Source organism: Paenibacillus oenotherae (assembly GCF_019443105.1).
Lineage (GTDB): Bacteria > Bacillota > Bacilli > Paenibacillales > Paenibacillaceae > Paenibacillus_Z > Paenibacillus_Z oenotherae.
On record NZ_JAHZIJ010000006.1, the window covers coordinates 95,319 to 113,373 of the forward strand.

An 18,055-nucleotide genomic window follows, 5' to 3' on the forward strand; every position below is an offset into this window, starting at 1 on the left:
TGTACTTGCAATTGGAATTGGAGCTGGGCCTGGGACTGCGCTTGCAGTTGCAACTGTACTTGGGCTTGGAATTGAAGTTGGGCTTGCGTAAGAGATAAAATCTGCTCTTGGATTTGTCGGATCGTTAAAGTGACACGACTCGAAGGGACATTACAACCGCGGTACGAGTAAAACGCACAAAAATGAATGATTAGTACGACAGAACTTTGGTATCACGAATGTTACCAAAGTTCTGTTTGACTTTTACACAAAACCCGTATTTTATACATATGTACATACGGGAAGCGTTATCGCTACGTCCATTTGTATATTTACAGAAAGTTTTCTAATATTTTTACTGTTTGCTTGTATTTTTGGCACCTGTTCTTTTTTAGTAGAAATGCCGTCTGATTAGTAAGCATTTGATTCCAGACTTCACTTTTCAATGACTTTGCTCCAATGTCTAATGCATCAAGCGCGTTCTCAATCGGAGGATTCTTTTTTAATAGATATAACATACTATTAATTACTGACTTGTTATACTCCATTTCTCCTAACAATGAAATTGTATAAACATCTGTTAGTTCTACTAATTGCTTATGTCCACCGAACCATGCGCCGACAAAGACCCCAATTCCACTTAAAACAACGCCTACAGAAGACCAAATTGGATCTGACAGTGTTTTATAAATCGACATCTTAAGCACTCCCATAAAGATAAAATAGTAGAGAAACAGAAACGGACTTGCATAACAAACCTAGCAAGTCCGCGTAGACAGTTTCTATTCGTTTTTAAATATTAATTTTAAGATGTGTTCATTTGCTTCGTAGTCATTATTATTAAGTAAATGATATTTTTCATTTTTTAGTTCTATAATATTATCAATTTGGATGTCTGGAAAATCCAATTTTGAAAAGCCGAGTGTCGATAATATCAATTGTGTCCCTTTTGACTTATTACTAAAAATGAATTCAAACAACGCATTTTCTTTTGTATCATCTGACTCAACGTTATTGGGACTATCGAGAACAAGTGGAAATTTAATTGCATCAGGATTAAGTTCAGCTTTTATTTTTAATAAGTTAAAGAACCAGACAATGGTTGCAATCGCTCGATTACTTCCTCTAGCTTCATAGTTATTTGTAATATTTTTGATTTTATCTTCTCCGATTTCTTCTAATCCAAATTTTACTTTTATATCGAGCATGTATTGTTCATATAAAGTGTTTGCATCCTTTTTTTTCAGATTGTATTGCTTCAATAGCTTATTATTTTTCTCAATTTCACTTTCATTTGCCAGTAATTTTGTGCTGACTTGACCTAATTCTCTAATTAGGTTTTCTTGTGTTTCAAGGTATCCCATATGTTTTATTGAATTTGATATTTTTAACTCGTTTAGTTTTAAGCTACTTTCATATGTATGTAATAGCTCTAATAAATTTTTATATTCATCTTCTTTTACGCGGAGTTGTCGATCTACTTCAATAAGTAGATGCTCCAACTCATCTTTCATGATGTAAAAATCCTCTAGCCTACTACTATTTTTAATCTTGAATTCAAGTTCATTAACTTCGTTTGAGCAAACAGGACAGACATTACTTGCTGTAATTTTGATATTTTTTCTATGAGAAGAGTCTTTAGCTTTTAATTCATTGATTTGCATTTCTAAATCTACCTTACTGTTTCTGATGTTGATCAAATTGTTTTTCAACTTCTTCAATTTATAAACAATATCAGAGTATTCATCTTTCTTTTTTTCAATTTCAACATTTAATAGCGATAGGTCTCTTGGAGCGTCCATTCCTTCTAAATAGCTTTTTACTTTTAATAGCATACTTTCAATAATCATTTTTTCATCTGTAATTGATTTAGTTTCCTTTTTTAGGTCTTCAAGTAACTTCAATAAGTCGAAATATTCCTCGGTAAAAATACCAAAATGATTGTAAATCACATTTTCTTTATAATCTGAATATTGCCCCAATCCTTTAAATGAAGAAAACTTTGTGCCACTCATATGATCCTGATCTACAAAATTCAAAAGATAACTATAAACAGGAGGAGTAATTTCAAGGTTTTCATTCCTATTCGGAAGCTTCACGCAGAAGTCAAAGATTCTACTCAGATAGGTTGAAAGTTCCGATCTATTAATCGTATTAAATAAATTCTGGAAGTCCTCTGAGTATATTTTGAATAGGTTTCCACTTCTATAAATAATATAGGTGTCTTCTTCAACACTAATATTCATAAGGAATGTTTTATTTCCAGAAGTCCACATACTGTCAAAATGGCTGTCAGCGCCAAGAGTATGATAAATACTCTTCATTAGTATCGATTTACCTACATCGTTTCCGTTTACTTTATCAGAGGTAATCACATTTATTCCATTTTGAAAATCTACCCTCTTAGCGAGTCTATTATGATACTCGTAAATTATTAAATAGTTAATAGTTAGGCTTTTCATACATACCCTCCTCGAATTTTTTAAGGGTAACTATAATTAACATCTTTACTTCGGAAGACTTCATCTCTATTGGAATCTCGTCCTCTATGTTAGCTGATATGAGGTCAACAATTTCGCGCTCATTATTCGGAAAATGCTCGATATTTTGATTAATAAAATCTACGATGGATTTCTCGATTCTTTGCATTACCTTACTCTCAGGTAACAGAATAAGTATTTGATTTAGAGCTGAGTTTAGATCAACTTTCATTTTAAAGTTATCGCTATAATTAAGACTAATAAATTCCTTTGCCTTACTAATCGCTGTATCAGTATGATCTATATATTTTCGCAATAATTGCGTCAGTTCACTCCTAGAAATTCCTTTTCTCTTTAACAATTCATCATAGTCGATAATTCGTAATTCGTAAGAAGCCCTTGTAGATATCTCAGAGTATAGAAGTCTGTAAAGCGAATTAATTTTCTTAGCTTCTGAATTAAAAATCTCCTCAAAAAAAATTGACAGTTCACCTATCAAAGTTTTCTCTGGATTGATGAGATCCATGCTTGTTCTAATAAAGAAAGTATTTTTGAGATTAATTGTATTTGCCTTTTTCAATTCTTGAGTGACAGTGTCTTTTATCTTCGTAAAGGCTAGATTATCAATGGATAAGAAATCTAATTTTTCAATATCAGTATGAACCTTGGCATTATCATTAAACGGAGCATTAGACACTAAAGCAACCAACACGTCATCATTCTCAGTACCCGTTTTACCATATTTCAATAAATATAGTTTTCCAAGTACAGAGTCGCCGGATTTGTTCGCTTTAATCAAATTATTAACTGTATATGTTCCATTATCATTTTGAGTTTTTAATTGATAGAACTCGAATTGATTATCTTCAATGTGTAGTTCGACATCACATTTATAGTCAAAAACAGCAGTAAAATCCTTGCCACTTTTATAGATTTCGAATATTCTCTTTAATCCCCAGAGTAATTCATTTCTGAATCTATTTTTAGATAAAGACCCTGAAAGGTCATATGGTAAATTCATATAATCCGCTATCGACAAACCATTCCCTCCAATCTTTGTCATGAATATATAGGAAATTGGCAACAATTACACATCATGCTTCCTTATTCTAACACGCGATGCGAAGCGGTTAAATACGATTCTGCTGATAAAAGAAAGAAGCGCGAGAGGAATGACCCGCGCTTTCTGTTTTTTTGCATATAACAGATCAGTCATCGCACTCACTGCATTTAGCACCACTTAACGTATGTAGCGGGAATAAACAACCACAACCGGAACATATGTCATAAAGTGACAAATGGTTGTCACAAACACCCTCACCACTATTCGTCTGATAAACTGCGCTCTTACTACAATGGATACATCCCTCGTAAAAATCTCCGTGACCATCAGTATCGTCATCATCGTCATCACGCTCTACATCACAATCAATAACGTTAAAACCACCAACGTTTATTTTGACGCTTGAATCGTCATATACAATTTCTTCATTTTCATCAAGGTCTTCTTCCCCACCGTCTTCTGTAGATACGACCAAGAAAGAAATGGAGAATGACCCTTGAATCGTACAAACACCTGAACCATAGTGGACACTTTCTCTTCCATATGAGTTCGCACTAATCGATATTTCGACATTTTTCTCAAAGACGCCTTGAATGAAAACCTCATTCTCTACCATCTCAACAGATTCTATCTCTAAAACCCTATACTGTCCCTCATATGAATCTACATCAACATCAGACAGTGGATCGTCTATGTATTCCTGCAAATCCCCACTATGGATAAAGTGTGCTGTCAAATCCATTTTCGAATCCAATACCTCTTGCCATTCACAATTCTGAAACACTTCGTCTGCGTAATCAATAGCATTCATTTCAATAAATGCTAAAGTGTTATCGACTTTATTAATTCGAGAATTATAAGCAATGAAATTATTAAAAGTGACCATCATAAAGTCTCTTTCAGTAATTTCTTTAAATTCTTTAATTAACTCCCGTCTTGATTCAACAGGTACTTCATCTTTCCCCTCTAACTCCCACCAATCACCCTTTACATCCCGTGTAACAAATATTACATCTCGACCTGTAATTTTAGCGTGTAACAATACTTGCTTCCATAATATCAAATCTCCAAACTTTTTCCGTCTAGTCGGATCATCCCTATCTTTTACAGAATCTTCAAATCCAGGGGGTAAAAGATGCTCGTAACGAAGTTTTCCCTCAGCATATATGTTTAGAAGTTCAGCTTGAGTGAAAATAGCCCCCACTTTACCCTCACTAGCAAGTTGTTCGATATATCCCTTCGTCTCATCTTTCCTAAGAGACTCTTTGTCTTTGTCAATTTCAGGCTGAATATCTTTTTCGTATTGCTCATATACGGCCTTCATGTTGGCAATAATATCCGCCAGATCATTTTTTAGCTTTCCTACCAAAGGATACTTAAACTCGAGAGCTTTGACGAAAATGCCATCGGTTGTGTTTTTTGTGTTCTCGACCAAACTGTTTATTTCTTTTCTGATTTTTATGTACTTACCAAACCCACTATCTCTTTCTTTATCGCAATGACGTAAAAACTCTTCGTAAACTTGATAAGGAACAAAAGTAAAATCAGTCTTATCTTTAAACGCTTTAAGTATTTGATCCCTTGCGTCAGGCGTAAGTCGATATGGTTGCAAATAGACGTTCGTATCAAATACAAAAATCGGATCGCTTTCAATAAATTTTTTATAATTATCGAAACTGTCTCTCATGAGTTAGTTCTCACTTCCTATATTAAATGTAGTTAAATTATACCATCTCAGTATGCCTCATACAACACATTGACCCCTGCGGCCAAGTACACGAGTTTATTCGAACCACTCCTATAAAAAATAAGTTTGAAAAAGCCGCCATTGGCAGCTTTGATTTTAGAATTATCAATTTGAAGGAAATGTTGCATCTAGCTCATTCTTTACAGCCCAATGTACTAATGTAGTACTATCCACGGTTTGCTGACAATGTAAGCTATTCAGAAAGGATACAAGAACACCTCTCAATCGGGAACAGACACCATTTACTTTAAGTTCACCATTATGTTTGCGGCATACAAAACAATCAATTGAAGACATCATTTTAGTATCCACTCCCTTATCCTTATCCTCAATCTAAAATCAAAATAAAAAAACCTACTGCCTACAAAGTCTCCCTGCTCGGCATCTTCGTCTTTTTGAGCCTCTTCAATGGTGGCAAAGAGCGTATGGATCTTCTCCTGTAACCGCGCCTTGTGCTTCACGACCGCTTTGCCCCGGTCCAGCCCCTAACAATCCCAAGCCCCTCCTGCTTTGGGGATTTTAAAATCGATTTTACACAAAACTTGCAATTTGCAAATATAAATGCTATAACTTTCTCCAGGAGGTTATGCAAATGGAAAATGTGAGGAATATGTTTCAAATCATGTCCCGAAATTTTGGGTTATTAAGTGAACAATGCTGTGATTCCTGTTGCGGCCAAGAGGTATCACTTGTACAAAGTCATATTCTCTATGAAATTAATCGTCAACATAATCCCTCCATGCAGGACATTGCAGTCGCTCTTGGTATGGACATCACCACTTTCAGCAGACAAGTAAAAACCTTGACTGATAAGGGATTTATTAAGAAATCCCCCCATCCTTCTGATCAACGGATCACTATATTATCACTAACACCTGAGGGATTAACCGTTGAAAATGCAATTAACCTTACCGTTAATACTCAACTCAATGGCGTCCTGTCAACAATGAGTGAATTTGAACGTGAAACGGTACTTCGCTCTATTCAATTGTTTAATGATGCTATGAAAAGATCAGCAACATGTTGTGTGCCTCCAAAATAATGGAGGCTTACATTTTACTATATACTTGCATAATGCAAATAAATTTAAGGAGGAAATAAGAATGAAAACCCAATTACCAACAGCAATTATCGGTGGCGGACCAGTAGCATTGGCTGCTGCTGCACAACTTGTAAAGAGAAACATGCCTTTTGTTTTATTCGAAAGAGGCACTCATATCGCATCCTCTGTATTTAGTTGGAAACATGTAAGGATGTTCTCCCCTTGGGAATTTAACATAGATACAGCTGCTAAGGAGCTCCTTTTGGAGTCTGGGTGGCAAGCTCCAGCAAAAGATCACATACCCACGGGACTAGAATTAGTTAATGAGTATCTTCTACCGCTATCCCAGCTAAAACAATTACAACCCTTTATTCATCTTCAATCATTGGTTAAAGCAGTGTATCGAAAAGGTTTTGATAAAATGAAATCAGCCGGCCGGGATCTTGCAGCCTTTATTATTGAATATGAGCAGAACGGTATGTTATTGCGCAAAGAGGCTTCAGCTGTCATTGATGCAACTGGAACATGGCTCACTCCCAACCCGATGAGTACAAGCGGGCATCCTGCTGAAGGCGAGTCCCATAATAAAAATCACATTCATTATGGTATTCCAGATATTTTGGGTTCAGCTAAAGAACGGTATGCGGGGAAAAACATTGTTGTTGTAGGCAGTGGTCACTCGGCAATTCAATCACTCACTTTGTTAAATGAGTTGAAATTGGAGATTCCAGAAACAACAATCCATTGGGTGCTTAGAAAGCAAAAAGTTTCGGACGCTTTTGGAGGCGGAGAAAATGACGGGTTACCGGCACGAGGAGCACTTGGTACCCGCGCTAACCAATATGTACAACAAGGCAATGTACTGGTTCACACCCCATTTCTTATTGATCAACTTAAGAAAGAATCAGACATCCTGTCTCTACATGGTACCAAATTAGATCAGCCATACTCTATTGATAATATCGATGAGGTTATTGTGGCAACGGGGGCAAGACCTGATTTCTCGTTCCTTTCAGAATTGCGATACGAAGCGGATACAGCTGTGGAATCCGTCCCACAACTTGCTGACTTGATTGATCCCAATATTCACAGCTGCGGGACTGTACGCCCTCATGGTGAAGCGGAACTGCGTCAGCCGGAAAAGGACTTTTATATCGTGGGATCAAAAAGTTACGGTCGAGCTCCGACGTTCCTGCTGGCTACGGGCTATGAACAAGTCCGCAGTGTTGTTGCTGCCTTAGCAGGTGATTTTTTAGCAGCTCGTGAAGTGCAGCTTCATCTACCGGAGACTGGCGTTTGCTCAGTGTCCAGGCCAACAGAAATAAGTGATACCAGCAACAGTTGCTGCACGTCTGCCCTGAACAAGATGCATATTCGGCCAATTTCTGCAACAAGTATTAATAGTGGCTGCTGCAGTTCAAATCATGCGTCTATATGAATCTCATTGAACATCTCTGACGCAAGAAAGATTTTTGAAATCCACAATATAATAAAAAGAGGCAAGTAATCATTATTCTCATGATTTACTTGCCTCCTTTTGTTCAGTTCTCCCATGTCTTGCACCTAAAAGAAAGATTATCAATACTCCTTGTTGTAATTATGCAGGGGGTTCATCCCTTATTAGCTATGCCGCGCGGCATAGTTGTCGAGATTTCGCAGAAACGTACCGATCCTCCTTTCAGATGACAGCGCCCATTGCAGCCTTTGCTTCGTTAAGGGGAGTCTTTTAAAGGGAGACAGCACCAGGTAAGTACTAAGCGGGAACCGCAACCATATACGGATTAGCTTATAATCGGTTCTACTCAGTTTTGCGACTTGACGGTAACCGTTTAGAATCGCCCTGGCGATCCTGAAATCCCACTGATAGTCTTTGCATGAATTGTAAATGACCCTGTACAAATCATAGGCGCGCAAATCCACATGCAGCGTTTCGAAGTCAATGAGGCGGGTTCCTTTGGCGTTCATGATAAAATTACTCGGCCCACCATCGCCGTGACACAACACACCGTGTGTCCGCGGATGATTGCGGTACGAGAAATATCCGCTGCTCCGGAGCAGCGCTCTCGACTCGGCTGCATACCGTAAAAATTCCTTGCCATGGCGCTGGATGAAACGGTTAATCACCGTACTGCCGAAGCCGTTCCTGTTCGCTTTGGCTATTTTGTTTTGCAAATACCGCTGCCGTGCTTGAAGCGTTTGGGGCCATGTACGAATCTGGCTATAGGCGAAATATCCCCTAAGTCCGTCGCGTCCGGCCGTATGAAGCCGGCCCAATGCGATACCGCATGCCCGCATGTCGCCTAAAGAACGGGGAGAAGGCATTCTCCCGGCAATCCAGGGAGTCAACACGTAAAGCTCATTTTTAGGAGATGTGGCGTAAAGTTTGCTCCCTATCGACGTTTGCGGATTACGCCAGACAAGCCGAAGCCCCTTATTATTGCAACGCAGAAGCATACGATCGATCCACTTCAGTCGCGCAAGCGGCCTTGGCATTCGTTTCAGGCTGTAGGTTCGCCCATTTTGGGCAATAATCCGGAATATCCCTTTACGGATTTGTTTATGCCCCACTATCTTAATCCCAAACTGTCTTGCGATATGGGAAACCAATTCTTGACTCATGGCGTCCTCGCTTTCTTCAAGCCCCAAAACAACGACTTGTAGCGCTGTGCGATTTTTGGCCATCTATAGCGGGCAGCGGTAGCTTTTGCGTTAAGCCGCCTCCTCTTTGTGCTTATCTTGTTTACCCACATAGCGGCAATGGCCCGGGCGATGGATGGTCCATTTATGGAATGAATAATTTGCGCATTCCGGTTATTTACAAATTCCTTTAGCCCGCCTGACAAGGTCGATACTAGCGGCACCCCGTTCGCCATCGCCTCCAGCGCCACAAGACAAAACGATTCTTTTTCGCTCGGCACTATGACGGCGCCATGGGATGCGTACATGCGTTGAATCGCATTGTGCGGGCGGCTGCCCAACCAGCGGATGCGCCGTGATACGCCAAGCTGCTTGGCAAAGGCGCGCAAATGGTTCATATAGCTTTTCTTACCGCTGCCTACAACGGTTAAACGAACATTTTTGTGGGAATTGGATAATAAAGCGATGGCTTTGATTAAAGGTTTTATGCCTTTTGACGGAATAAGTCTGCCAACGAAGAGCAAATGCTTAGGGTTACCGCCCGTGCGTCTTGAAACGGAATTCACTCCGTGCGGAATGACGGCAAAACGGCCTTGGTCGCCGCCATATGACCGCCTGACCGCCCCCGCTTGCCATCTGCTTGGAACGACAATCTTCCTGGCTCCGCGAATTAATTTGGCTTGATTTTTTCCGGGTATTGAATGAATCCCTTCTGAAGCGTTTGAATGGCAAGTATATACAATGGGGATGCGAAATTTGTTCTTGGCCGCAGCTGCTGCATCGGCAAATTCTGTGCTGTGAACATGGATCAGATCCGGTTTGCCCGAACCTGCGGCTTCCGCCGCCCGTAAAACGGCATTGGCTTTGAAAGCACGTGCGGAATGACTAAAATATTGTTTATTTTTAGGCATCCTTACGATATGCATATTGCCACCTGGTTTCGATACAACAAGTTTCCCGGATCTGCCGGTACATAAGACCTTGACCTTCACCCCAGCCCTGCTCAGCATTCTGCTCAGATGGGTTGCGACAATTCCTAATCCTCCGACAATATTCGGTTGAAATTCGTTCGTCATGACCCATACTTTAAGGCTGCTGTTGCTTGCCATGAGTATCCTCCTTTTATCGCTTCCGAATATATTTATGAATCTGCGCAACGAAAGGTACGATAAAATTTGAAGGAAATGTAAACGTCATGGTCACAAAAAGATCGACGATCATAATGTATTAAGTCGAAGTTGTATTACGAGTTTACGGGAGGTCGCCAGACTTGAAAAGTGTTCTAATCATGGTTAAAAATTTGCGGTCAGGAGGGGGCACGGAAACTTACGTATTAACATTGGCGCAAACCTTAAAGAAACAAGGATATCGGGTAGGGATTTATACGTCAGGCGGAACGTGGCTAGCATTTTTTCGCAATAAAGGGATGCGAATTCACATTGCGTCTTCATACATGAATTCTCAAAAATTGTTGAAAAAGATGTTGAAATTATACCAAGTCGTTCATGCCAATGATCAATTCAGCGTATCTCTTCTGGCAACCTTGCGTCCTCTCCCAAGGCAGGTCATCGTAACTATCCATGGGAAATATTTCAAACCTGCTGCTATCAGAAAATCGAGTACGATAGCTAAAGCGATCATTACGGTTTCGCCGCCCATATATAACTATGCCTTGCGCTGCGGCGCAAAGTCGGCGAAGTTACACCTCATTCCCAATGGGATTGCCATTGAAAACTTTCGGCCGCAAGGGACGAAATCTCTTCGTAAAAAATATAAATTCCCTTCGGGTGCTAACGTCATCGGGTATGTCGGCCGATTTGCATCAGAGAAATTGCCACTCGGCCAGCGGATCTCCCGGATTTTACGATCGTTTAAGGCTGGAAGACCGAATACCCGCGTGATGATTGCAGGAAGGTTATCCAAAAAATATGTTAAAGATTCTGGCCGATACATTGTAGCCGGGCTTATTTCGAATATGAGTGATTTTTATCGATCATGTGATGTTGTGGTCGGAACCGGTCGTGTCGCATTGGAAGCAATAGCTTGCGGAAAACCAGTCCTCGCGGTCGGATGCAGCGGGTTTGTTGGACGGGTGACCGTGAAAAATTTCAACTATGCCTGGAGAAGAAATTTCGGGGATCATCAAGACAGACGAGTGAAATGGACAGACAGGCAGCTCATAAACGACCTGAACAAAATTTTGCAATCGAAAAAAAGCGGCAAAAAACAAACGCTTCAAGTCCGGAATCTTATGATCCGTCAGTTTTCAAGCCGTAGCATGACCAAGAAGATCGTCCGCTTGTATCAAAAAAAACAGTTCAACTCAGGCATTAACAATATTCTGTGTTACGTGTAGGCAAAAGTCGCAAGTTGGAGCGGCAAACGTTACGTTTTCCCTCCAACCGAGCCGTGCTGAGGCAGCTTCTCCAAATTGTCCGCCATCAGCACGATGTCCGCCGTATCCGTGCCAGAGCTGCCCATTACAACAACAATCCCCGCTTGGCCGTGTGGCTGGGCGGGGATTGTTTGTTTTGCTTTATAACATACTCTCTTACCTTGTTATCGCGTACACGCTAACTACAAAATTGGCTGTTGCGCCATTCGGATTTGCAATATAAAGAGATCTGCTTTCGTAAACATCTGTATACTTACCGTTAACGACGCCAGCAAAAATAGTTGGATCGCTGCCGCCGCTTACATCTCGCGCTACAATGAAACTAATCGAATTGGGATCATCACTTCCAAAAGACGTTATTTCCCATTGAAAATTGATTGTGTTGGCAGGAAGAGTGTCCGTTGAAAAGTTCCCGCTGGAACGGCTTGACTGGCCAGCTTGAGGGGTTGGTGAAGAAGTGACGCTCGAAATAAGTATTTTTGCCGACATATATTACATCCCTTCATGGTTGTGATGCCTTACAAAGAGATGTATATGGATTAAAATTTAAAGTATGACGATATTTATATCCCCTGAGAACCCTGCTGATCCACTGCGCCATTCGGTAAGCGATCCGAAGCGTATCATCGTGCCTTTTTCGGACTCATACTTGCCCTTCTGACTATGATTTCTTAATCACAATCGACAATTTGTAGTTTGCATGCTTGTTCAATCCTTCAAGAAATTTATCTGCGTGTTCATTGGATGGAAATCTGCACTCAAGCATGTAACAGCCATCCCCACTTATTTTGTAGTTATTTAATACGTATTGCTCTTGCTCCTGGATAAAGGTTAGCAAAGGCTGATGATTGTGGGTATGAGGGGTATTCGTATAGATCGTAATAAAGGCATGAATATAATAACCTAATTGTACTTGATTCACTTTAATCGAGTATTCCTCTATAACGCCAGTATCCTCCAACTTCGCAACACGACTTGCGGCTGCTTGTCCGGTCAAATGCACTTTCTCCCCTAACTGCTTCATTGTTATACGACTATTTCTAGATAGCTCAGCCAAGATAAGCATGTCGGTTTGATCCATAATAATCCCCCTATAGAAAATACAAACTTAGAGTTGGAATGTGGTTTCGTTTAGATTAGTTTCAAAACTCAAGTCAAACCGCCAAATGACTTGATTTATACGATGTAAATCAAACTGCCCCTTCGCTACAATAGAGCATAACAAAACAGAAGGAGCAGAGAATATGAAAATTACACAAATTAGAAATGCAACCTTGGTTGTTGAATATGCGGGTAAGAAATTTTTGATTGACCCGTTTCTGGCGGACAAAGGTACCTACCCGCCTTTTCCGAACTCGGTAAGACAGGATCAATTTAATCCGTTGGTTAGCTTACCCACTTCCCTTGACAACATTATAAATGTTGATGCTGTTATTGCAACCCATCTGCATATAGATCATTTTGACGACACAGCCAAAGAGATGCTGCCAAAGGATATCCAACTAATCAAGACAAAAGGAGAACACGGTCGAGGGGAAATATTAAAGCTTGCCGGTGATGTTTGTGGTGTTGTTTTTAAGCATGAAGATGAGAAAACGTTATATATAGCTGGAGATACAGTTTGGTATAAAGCTGTTCAAGAAGTAATCGAAGCCCATAAACCAGAGATCATTGTCGTAAATGGTGGAGATAACCAATTTCTACAAGGCGGCTCTTTAGTAATGGGTAAAGAGGATATTTATCACGTGTGTCAAGCAGCTCCAAACTCACAAATCATTTCAGTCCATATGGAAGCCGTCAATCACTGGACATTATCCAGAGACGAACTAAGAAGCTTCCTTGCTGAAAAAGGAAGCTCCTCTAATGTTTTAATACCGGATGACGGTGAATCCTACACCTTTTAAAGCCATCGCTTTTTTCGCCCCGAAATGATGAACGGTGGACAAGATGAGAATATTCGTAGGTCTCGTTACCTCAAATTTGTGAAATCCAAGTTAGTTACAACCAATCCTCTTCTCTATCGATGTACCATTTACCATCAACCTTGGCAACGGGAACCGTCTCGTTTAATTCTTCTGCTTCATTATAGGGCTCCCCCAGTTCCAAAGTTGCGTGATAGGTTACATTCCCTTTATTCCCATCAAGCTCCACGTTGAGAATCTCAATACTATATTGAGAGTCCTTGTACACTCCTCCATAAAACGGCTTTAACATAGGCTCAGAACGCTTCTCGGGTACTATACATGCGATCACAAGCTCTGTTTCAACATACAATCTTGCTTTGGCATAGCTTTCCACAATACTGCCCGGACTCTCGTAATTCGGGCCATCTTCTTTATCCCGAAGAAAAATGTAGGAAGTTCCCAATATAACCGTAAGCACAGCACCGATTACTATCGCTCTTCGTTTCGATAAAAACCGTGTCATCATCTGCGACCTCGCTTCATTTCTATGATTTGTCAACTTAACTACTATCTCATATAGATATATATGTCGTATAGTTATTTTTGCATTTTTCGCCGATATGCCCTAACAATAATAATATAGCTAATAACAATATTCATTTATTGTAAAACGATAAGTCGTGTGATAAAATCATTTTGTCATTATATAAGTGTGAGGTGATTTCAATGCATGTTAAACGAGGTTCAACCACTTTCTTGAAGGTAATTATTGTTCTGGCTGGAATTGCAGTGCTTGCTTTATGTATCTGTTTGCCTGGGATAGCCGTTAGAGATGCAAGGATACATCCAGAAACGGCTTACTTCCTAATCCCCTTCTTAATATGTGCATACGGATTCTGTATTGCGTTTTCTGTTGCGTTGTATCAGGCATTTAAACTATTGACCTGTATCGAGAAGAACAATGCTTTCTCTGAATTATCTCTTAAATCCTTGCAGGTTATAAAGAGATGCGCTTTTACAGTCATTATTCTCATTTTGATAGCAATAGTAAGTCTTAGGGTGCTTGCTACAGTTACACATAGTGATGATGCAGCGGGTCCTACATCATTATGTCTGATGGCTATTCTGGCAACAAGTATCATCGCAGCCATTGTGGACGCACTTCAAAAGCCATTAAAAAAGTATGGGCAATAGATGCAAAAATGGCTGTCGAGAATTTCTCGACAGCCTGTACAGCAATAACGAAACCAAATTTCATTCCAGTGTTGTTATTGCTGCTGCTTCAATTGTGCCAATGATGCTTCGATCTCCGCCGTTAGCGTCGGATCGAGATACTGCGGCGCGGACCGCTTAGCCGGCACGTGGAAATAATTCATTGCCTCCAGCTCCGCCTCGATCATTAGCACTCTCTCCTCCGCACGGGCGAATCCTCTGACAATGCCGTCCGTCTGAAACGATACAACACTCTGGTTCAGCTCCTTCAGGGAGCTTGCCACATTAACCCGGGATTCGAGCAGCAGCCGGCGGTGATTGTACTCCTCCGATTGAACCTGCAGCTGGGCGATACGCTCCTCGAGCACCTTCGTTTGTTCCTGGATCGCTGCATACTGCTCGCGGTAGACTGCCAGCTTCTTCTCCTGCAGCAGCTTCTCCTGCAGCGCCAGCTTCGCGATCTGATCCTCGCCCTGGGCCACCGCAAGCCTCGCTTGGCGGTCACGCTTCTCAGCTACCGTCTCGGCATTCGCGATCAGCGCCGCCTGCCGCTTCTCAATAAACAGCTGCTGCGCCAGCGCCCGCTGCCCTTTCTCCAGCTCAACACTGAATTCCCGCATATATTGATTCACCATATTGAGCGGCTTCTCGCATTTATCAATGAGCCCATTCGTTTCGGCTAGAAACACACTTTTAACACGTTTGAAGATCCCCATCTTACTTCGACTCCTTCGTTTGGTTATGCTGAATTTCCCATTGGTCCAGGAAGTCCGATGCCGTCGGAATGCTTGCAAGCACATTCGCCTCATCCGCTGCTCTCGACCGTTTGCCTCGCTTGCTCATCCAGAACAATAAAAGTACGGCGATTAGAATCGTTCCGCCCACCGCTACGCCAGTACCAACGCCGTTCTCATGATCCCGCTCGATGTGTATGCCGCCCTCTCGGAGCAACTGCGCTTGCGGCGGCGGTATTAGCACAGTTGCATCTGCACCGCGTGGTACCGGTATAACCGCGCCTCTGCCATCTCTTATCTTAATGTCACCTTCAGGTCTGCCATGAAACTCCTGACTAACCCTCACCACTTTTGTTGCATCACGCCCATGCTCACCAGCCGCCAAACTTATGCAGGCTCCGACAGCTGCGATGATGACGGATACTAGCAGCGCTTTTTTCAACCAAGGTCTAATGCGTCTCACGCTTTAACCATCCTTTCATAACCGTGTTCTTACAGTACCAACTATACCGGGCAATAGTAAAAGTACGGTAAAGGGCAAAATAAATCCCTTCCTCTTCATCTTCCAAAGAGAAAGGGCTGATATCCTTCTTCATGTGCTATACAGGAAACTCTACCGAAAATGTACTTCCTTTCCCGGGCGAACTCTCAAGAACAACCGAGCCCCCATGGGCGATAACGATCTGTTTCGCAATCGCGAGTCCAAGCCCCGCGCTTCCTTCTTCACGAGAGCGGTGTTTCTCGACCCGGTAAAATCGGTCAAAGATACGCGGCTGATCCGCTTCGGCAATGCCGATGCCGCTGTCCCGGACAATGACGCGCCACTGCTTCGGGTTAGGATCCAGACCAACGTCGACCTTGCCTTCCTCAGGCGTGTACTTGATCGCATTATCCAGCAGAATATAAACCAGCTGCTTCAGCCGCTCCGGATCGCCCTTCACAATCAGCGTATCCGGCAGCATCGTCCGCAGCGTGATCGCCTTCTTCTGGGCAACACCTTCGAAGGCAAGCACCCACTGGCGGAGCTTCGGCACAATGTCGAACGCGCCCATCTCGAACTCGACTGAGCCAGCGTCGGATCTTGCAAGCATCAACAGATGCTGCACCATGCGGCTCATCCGGCCAATCTCTTCCTTCATATCCGAAACGACTTCCTTCGAATAGGGCGTAATGGTATCCCCATTCTCCAGCTCAATCACTTCGAGGGAAGTGTTCATAATGCTGAGCGGCGTCCTCAGCTCATGAGAAGCATCCGCCAGAAACTGCTGCTGTTGCCTGAACGTTCGCTGAATCGGAATCATCGCTTTTTTGGACATCGAGGAGCTAAGTTTTACGGCTGCAATAATGAAAATAATAAAAATAATGATGAACACGATAAGCAGATTGCGAAGTATGTCCCAGTAAAAGGTGACATCCTTCGCTGCATAGATCGTCGCTGGCCCGCTCGTCGTCATAATCGGATGCGCGCCTACGAAGAGCAGCCGTTCGTCCATCCTGACCGTAATATCCCCATAGCGCTGCTTCTGTTCGGGCTGCCAGCGCAAACGGAACGTATCCCGGTCTGGCTGCCATTGTTCAATCTCCGCCATATTGCGGTCGCCAAGCTGCGGGATTGCATCGCTGCGAGCAAGCACTTGACCGCGATTATCCAGCACATAGAAGAAATGCAAATTATCGCTGCGGCTGTTCTCCAAGTCCGGAACGACAACACGGCCGTCCTCGGTTGCATACATGGTCGTGCGGAGCAAGTTGCTCTGCTCCCGATACGCCATGAAAATGAAGAAGAGCGCTACGATGATCGAGAATAACGCCAGAAACATAATGATGAGCCACGTATAGGTAACCGTGAGCTTCCTCTGTGTGTATTGGAATAAGTCGCGCTTCTTCCCTTTTTTAAGCATCCATTTCAAATCGATAGCCTACCCCCCTGATGCTGTGAATGGCCGTTTCCCCTCCGGAATCGTCCAGCTTGTCTCGGAGCATCTTCACGGTAACATCGACATTTTTGTAGGAAACATCACTGCCGAGCCCCCAGATGCGATTGAGAATCGTCTCTCTCGTCAGCACATTGCCGATGTTCTGCAGGAAGAAATCGAGAAGCTGATACTCCCTCGGGCTAAGCTGAATCTCCGCGCCGTCTCGCGATAGCTGGTGTGAAGTGCGATTGAGCGTGTAATGCCCGAACGTCACGATATCGGACTGTCTCGGGGCAAAATTCCGCCGTGCCAGCACACGAAGGCGAGCGAGCAGCTCATCCATCTCGAAAGGCTTCGTCAGATAGTCGTCGGCTCCTGCATCGAGGCCGAAGATTTTATCCTGCAGCGAATCTTTAGCCGTCAAAAGAACGATGGCTTGTCCATAATTGTCGCCCCGCAGCCGCTTACAGACATCGACTCCATCCATGAGCGGCATCATCCAGTCCAGGATGAGCACATCATAAGCCGATCCATAGGCATAATCGAGCGCATCTTCGCCGTTGTCCACCCAATCGACGTGATAGCCACCCTTCTTCTCCAGCATGTATCTGATAAGCTTGCCGAGCTTCTTATCATCTTCCGCCAGCAAAATATTCACCTTTACGCTCACCGCCGCTCTATTCGAAATAATAAGTTAGTATACCAGACAAACAGTAAAAGTACGGTAAAAAAATCATCCCCATCCGCTAGATTGGCGAATAGGGGACACACCGAAAGCAGTAAAAAGAGCGCGTGCAATTCTATTACTATATTGTACCATTAATATTATTTTGTGGTATAATTTGGTCACGTAATAATGAGAGAGGTTTCGTATAGGGGTTGTCCGTAAAGGAATGTCGGGCATTCAGTTTCTTCGATCGCGAGGGGCGAGAATTTAGCTTTCTCA

General features: G+C 42.4%; 19 protein-coding genes. 5 read left to right on the forward strand and 14 right to left on the reverse strand.

Annotation, left to right across the window (positions count from 1 at the left end; all coding sequences use genetic code 11):
* Window positions 1-311: 311 nt before the first annotated feature.
* The 5 genes from K0T92_RS10960 to K0T92_RS10980 form a co-directional block, all read right to left on the reverse strand.
* On the reverse strand, window positions 312-677 hold the full coding sequence (locus tag K0T92_RS10960; protein WP_219872515.1) for a hypothetical protein: 366 nt from the start codon (window positions 675-677) through the stop codon (window positions 312-314).
* An 84-nt stretch (window positions 678-761) separates the two neighbouring features.
* The gene (locus K0T92_RS10965) at window positions 762-2,441 is read right to left on the reverse strand and encodes a coiled-coil domain-containing protein (protein WP_219872516.1); all 1,680 of its coding nucleotides are present in this window, start codon (window positions 2,439-2,441) and stop codon (window positions 762-764) included.
* Window positions 2,422-3,498 carry a dsDNA nuclease domain-containing protein gene (locus K0T92_RS10970; RefSeq protein WP_219872517.1) on the reverse strand — a complete coding sequence of 359 codons (1,077 nt, stop codon included), beginning with the start codon at window positions 3,496-3,498 and terminating at the stop codon, window positions 2,422-2,424. The genes K0T92_RS10965 and K0T92_RS10970 overlap by 20 nt, the downstream gene beginning before the upstream one ends.
* Before the next feature lie 169 nt (window positions 3,499-3,667).
* Complete coding sequence (locus K0T92_RS10975; protein ID WP_219872518.1) at window positions 3,668-5,209, reverse strand: PIN-like domain-containing protein; 1,542 nt, start codon at window positions 5,207-5,209, stop codon at window positions 3,668-3,670.
* A gap of 356 nt (window positions 5,210-5,565) precedes the next feature.
* A complete protein-coding gene (locus tag K0T92_RS10980; RefSeq protein ID WP_219872519.1) occupies window positions 5,566-5,730 on the reverse strand; it encodes a hypothetical protein in 165 nt (54 codons plus the stop codon).
* A 131-nt stretch (window positions 5,731-5,861) separates the two neighbouring features.
* Here K0T92_RS10980 and K0T92_RS10985 point away from each other — a divergent pair, with 131 nt between their 5' ends.
* Both K0T92_RS10985 and K0T92_RS10990 read left to right on the forward strand, forming a co-directional pair.
* Window positions 5,862-6,311 carry a MarR family winged helix-turn-helix transcriptional regulator gene (locus K0T92_RS10985; protein WP_219872520.1) on the forward strand — a complete coding sequence of 150 codons (450 nt, stop codon included), beginning with the start codon at window positions 5,862-5,864 and terminating at the stop codon, window positions 6,309-6,311.
* 61 nt (window positions 6,312-6,372) lie between these two features.
* Entirely contained in the window at window positions 6,373-7,749 is a 1,377-nt protein-coding gene (locus K0T92_RS10990; RefSeq protein WP_219872521.1) for an NAD(P)-binding domain-containing protein, read from the forward strand.
* Between the two features lie 182 nt (window positions 7,750-7,931).
* On the opposite strand, the gene K0T92_RS10995 is transcribed toward K0T92_RS10990, so the two are convergent.
* Window positions 7,932-8,993 carry a phosphotransferase gene (locus K0T92_RS10995; RefSeq protein ID WP_343223692.1) on the reverse strand — a complete coding sequence of 354 codons (1,062 nt, stop codon included), beginning with the start codon at window positions 8,991-8,993 and terminating at the stop codon, window positions 7,932-7,934.
* Window positions 8,927-10,057: a glycosyltransferase family 4 protein gene (locus K0T92_RS11000; protein ID WP_219872523.1), complete on the reverse strand. Its 1,131-nt coding sequence runs from the start codon at window positions 10,055-10,057 to the stop codon at window positions 8,927-8,929. Before K0T92_RS11000 ends, K0T92_RS10995 begins: the two co-directional genes overlap by 67 nt.
* Window positions 10,058-10,218: 161 nt before the next feature.
* On the opposite strand from K0T92_RS11000, the gene K0T92_RS11005 reads away from it, so the two are divergent.
* Complete coding sequence (locus K0T92_RS11005) at window positions 10,219-11,304, forward strand: glycosyltransferase family 4 protein (protein ID WP_219872524.1); 1,086 nt, start codon at window positions 10,219-10,221, stop codon at window positions 11,302-11,304.
* Between the two features lie 195 nt (window positions 11,305-11,499).
* Here the strand turns inward: K0T92_RS11005 and K0T92_RS11010 are convergent, their stop codons facing one another.
* Together K0T92_RS11010 and K0T92_RS11015 are read right to left on the reverse strand one after the other, a co-directional pair.
* Window positions 11,500-11,832 (reverse strand): DeoR family transcriptional regulator, encoded by a 333-nt coding sequence (locus tag K0T92_RS11010; RefSeq protein WP_219872525.1) that lies wholly within the window; start codon window positions 11,830-11,832, stop codon window positions 11,500-11,502.
* A gap of 172 nt (window positions 11,833-12,004) precedes the next feature.
* Window positions 12,005-12,427 (reverse strand): Lrp/AsnC family transcriptional regulator, encoded by a 423-nt coding sequence (locus K0T92_RS11015; protein WP_219872652.1) that lies wholly within the window; start codon window positions 12,425-12,427, stop codon window positions 12,005-12,007.
* Between the two features lie 160 nt (window positions 12,428-12,587).
* On the opposite strand from K0T92_RS11015, the gene K0T92_RS11020 reads away from it, so the two are divergent.
* Window positions 12,588-13,247 (forward strand): MBL fold metallo-hydrolase, encoded by a 660-nt coding sequence (locus K0T92_RS11020; RefSeq protein ID WP_219872526.1) that lies wholly within the window; start codon window positions 12,588-12,590, stop codon window positions 13,245-13,247.
* Between the two features lie 94 nt (window positions 13,248-13,341).
* On the opposite strand, the gene K0T92_RS11025 is transcribed toward K0T92_RS11020, so the two are convergent.
* Window positions 13,342-13,773 carry a hypothetical protein gene (locus tag K0T92_RS11025; protein WP_219872527.1) on the reverse strand — a complete coding sequence of 144 codons (432 nt, stop codon included), beginning with the start codon at window positions 13,771-13,773 and terminating at the stop codon, window positions 13,342-13,344.
* 200 nt (window positions 13,774-13,973) lie between these two features.
* Here K0T92_RS11025 and K0T92_RS11030 point away from each other — a divergent pair, with 200 nt between their 5' ends.
* Window positions 13,974-14,441 (forward strand): DUF2975 domain-containing protein, encoded by a 468-nt coding sequence (locus tag K0T92_RS11030; protein ID WP_219872528.1) that lies wholly within the window; start codon window positions 13,974-13,976, stop codon window positions 14,439-14,441.
* A 74-nt stretch (window positions 14,442-14,515) separates the two neighbouring features.
* On the opposite strand, the gene K0T92_RS11035 is transcribed toward K0T92_RS11030, so the two are convergent.
* The 4 genes from K0T92_RS11035 to K0T92_RS11050 all read right to left on the reverse strand — a co-directional run bounded on the left by K0T92_RS11035 (window position 14,516) and on the right by K0T92_RS11050 (window position 17,767).
* Window positions 14,516-15,175: a PspA/IM30 family protein gene (locus tag K0T92_RS11035; protein WP_219872529.1), complete on the reverse strand. Its 660-nt coding sequence runs from the start codon at window positions 15,173-15,175 to the stop codon at window positions 14,516-14,518.
* Window position 15,176: 1 nt separating this feature from the next.
* Window positions 15,177-15,656, reverse strand: a complete 480-nt coding sequence (locus tag K0T92_RS11040; protein WP_219872530.1) for a hypothetical protein — start codon at window positions 15,654-15,656, stop codon at window positions 15,177-15,179.
* Window positions 15,657-15,792: 136 nt separating this feature from the next.
* The gene (locus tag K0T92_RS11045) at window positions 15,793-17,094 is read right to left on the reverse strand and encodes a sensor histidine kinase (RefSeq protein WP_219872653.1); all 1,302 of its coding nucleotides are present in this window, start codon (window positions 17,092-17,094) and stop codon (window positions 15,793-15,795) included.
* Window positions 17,087-17,767, reverse strand: coding sequence for a response regulator transcription factor (locus tag K0T92_RS11050; RefSeq protein ID WP_219872531.1), 681 nt, complete (start codon window positions 17,765-17,767; stop codon window positions 17,087-17,089). Before K0T92_RS11050 ends, K0T92_RS11045 begins: the two co-directional genes overlap by 8 nt.
* Window positions 17,768-18,055: the final 288 nt, after the last annotated feature.

What these genes read in the sequence shown, in the direction of transcription:
- K0T92_RS10960 (WP_219872515.1), bottom strand. Translation starts at nt 677, where the DNA reads ATGTCGATTTATAAAACACTGTCAGATCCAATTTGGTCTTCTGTAGGC.
- K0T92_RS11000 (WP_219872523.1), bottom strand. Translation starts at nt 10,057, where the DNA reads ATGGCAAGCAACAGCAGCCTTAAAGTATGGGTCATGACGAACGAATTT.
- K0T92_RS11020 (WP_219872526.1), top strand. Translation starts at nt 12,588, where the DNA reads ATGAAAATTACACAAATTAGAAATGCAACCTTGGTTGTTGAATATGCG.
- K0T92_RS10995 (WP_343223692.1), bottom strand. Translation starts at nt 8,993, where the DNA reads ATGGCCAAAAATCGCACAGCGCTACAAGTCGTTGTTTTGGGGCTTGAA.
- K0T92_RS11010 (WP_219872525.1), bottom strand. Translation starts at nt 11,832, where the DNA reads ATGTCGGCAAAAATACTTATTTCGAGCGTCACTTCTTCACCAACCCCT.
- K0T92_RS11030 (WP_219872528.1), top strand. Translation starts at nt 13,974, where the DNA reads ATGCATGTTAAACGAGGTTCAACCACTTTCTTGAAGGTAATTATTGTT.
- K0T92_RS11025 (WP_219872527.1), bottom strand. Translation starts at nt 13,773, where the DNA reads ATGATGACACGGTTTTTATCGAAACGAAGAGCGATAGTAATCGGTGCT.
- K0T92_RS10985 (WP_219872520.1), top strand. Translation starts at nt 5,862, where the DNA reads ATGGAAAATGTGAGGAATATGTTTCAAATCATGTCCCGAAATTTTGGG.
- K0T92_RS11035 (WP_219872529.1), bottom strand. Translation starts at nt 15,175, where the DNA reads ATGGGGATCTTCAAACGTGTTAAAAGTGTGTTTCTAGCCGAAACGAAT.
- K0T92_RS10990 (WP_219872521.1), top strand. Translation starts at nt 6,373, where the DNA reads ATGAAAACCCAATTACCAACAGCAATTATCGGTGGCGGACCAGTAGCA.
- K0T92_RS10965 (WP_219872516.1), bottom strand. Translation starts at nt 2,441, where the DNA reads ATGAAAAGCCTAACTATTAACTATTTAATAATTTACGAGTATCATAAT.
- K0T92_RS10975 (WP_219872518.1), bottom strand. Translation starts at nt 5,209, where the DNA reads ATGAGAGACAGTTTCGATAATTATAAAAAATTTATTGAAAGCGATCCG.
- K0T92_RS11045 (WP_219872653.1), bottom strand. Translation starts at nt 17,094, where the DNA reads ATGCTTAAAAAAGGGAAGAAGCGCGACTTATTCCAATACACACAGAGG.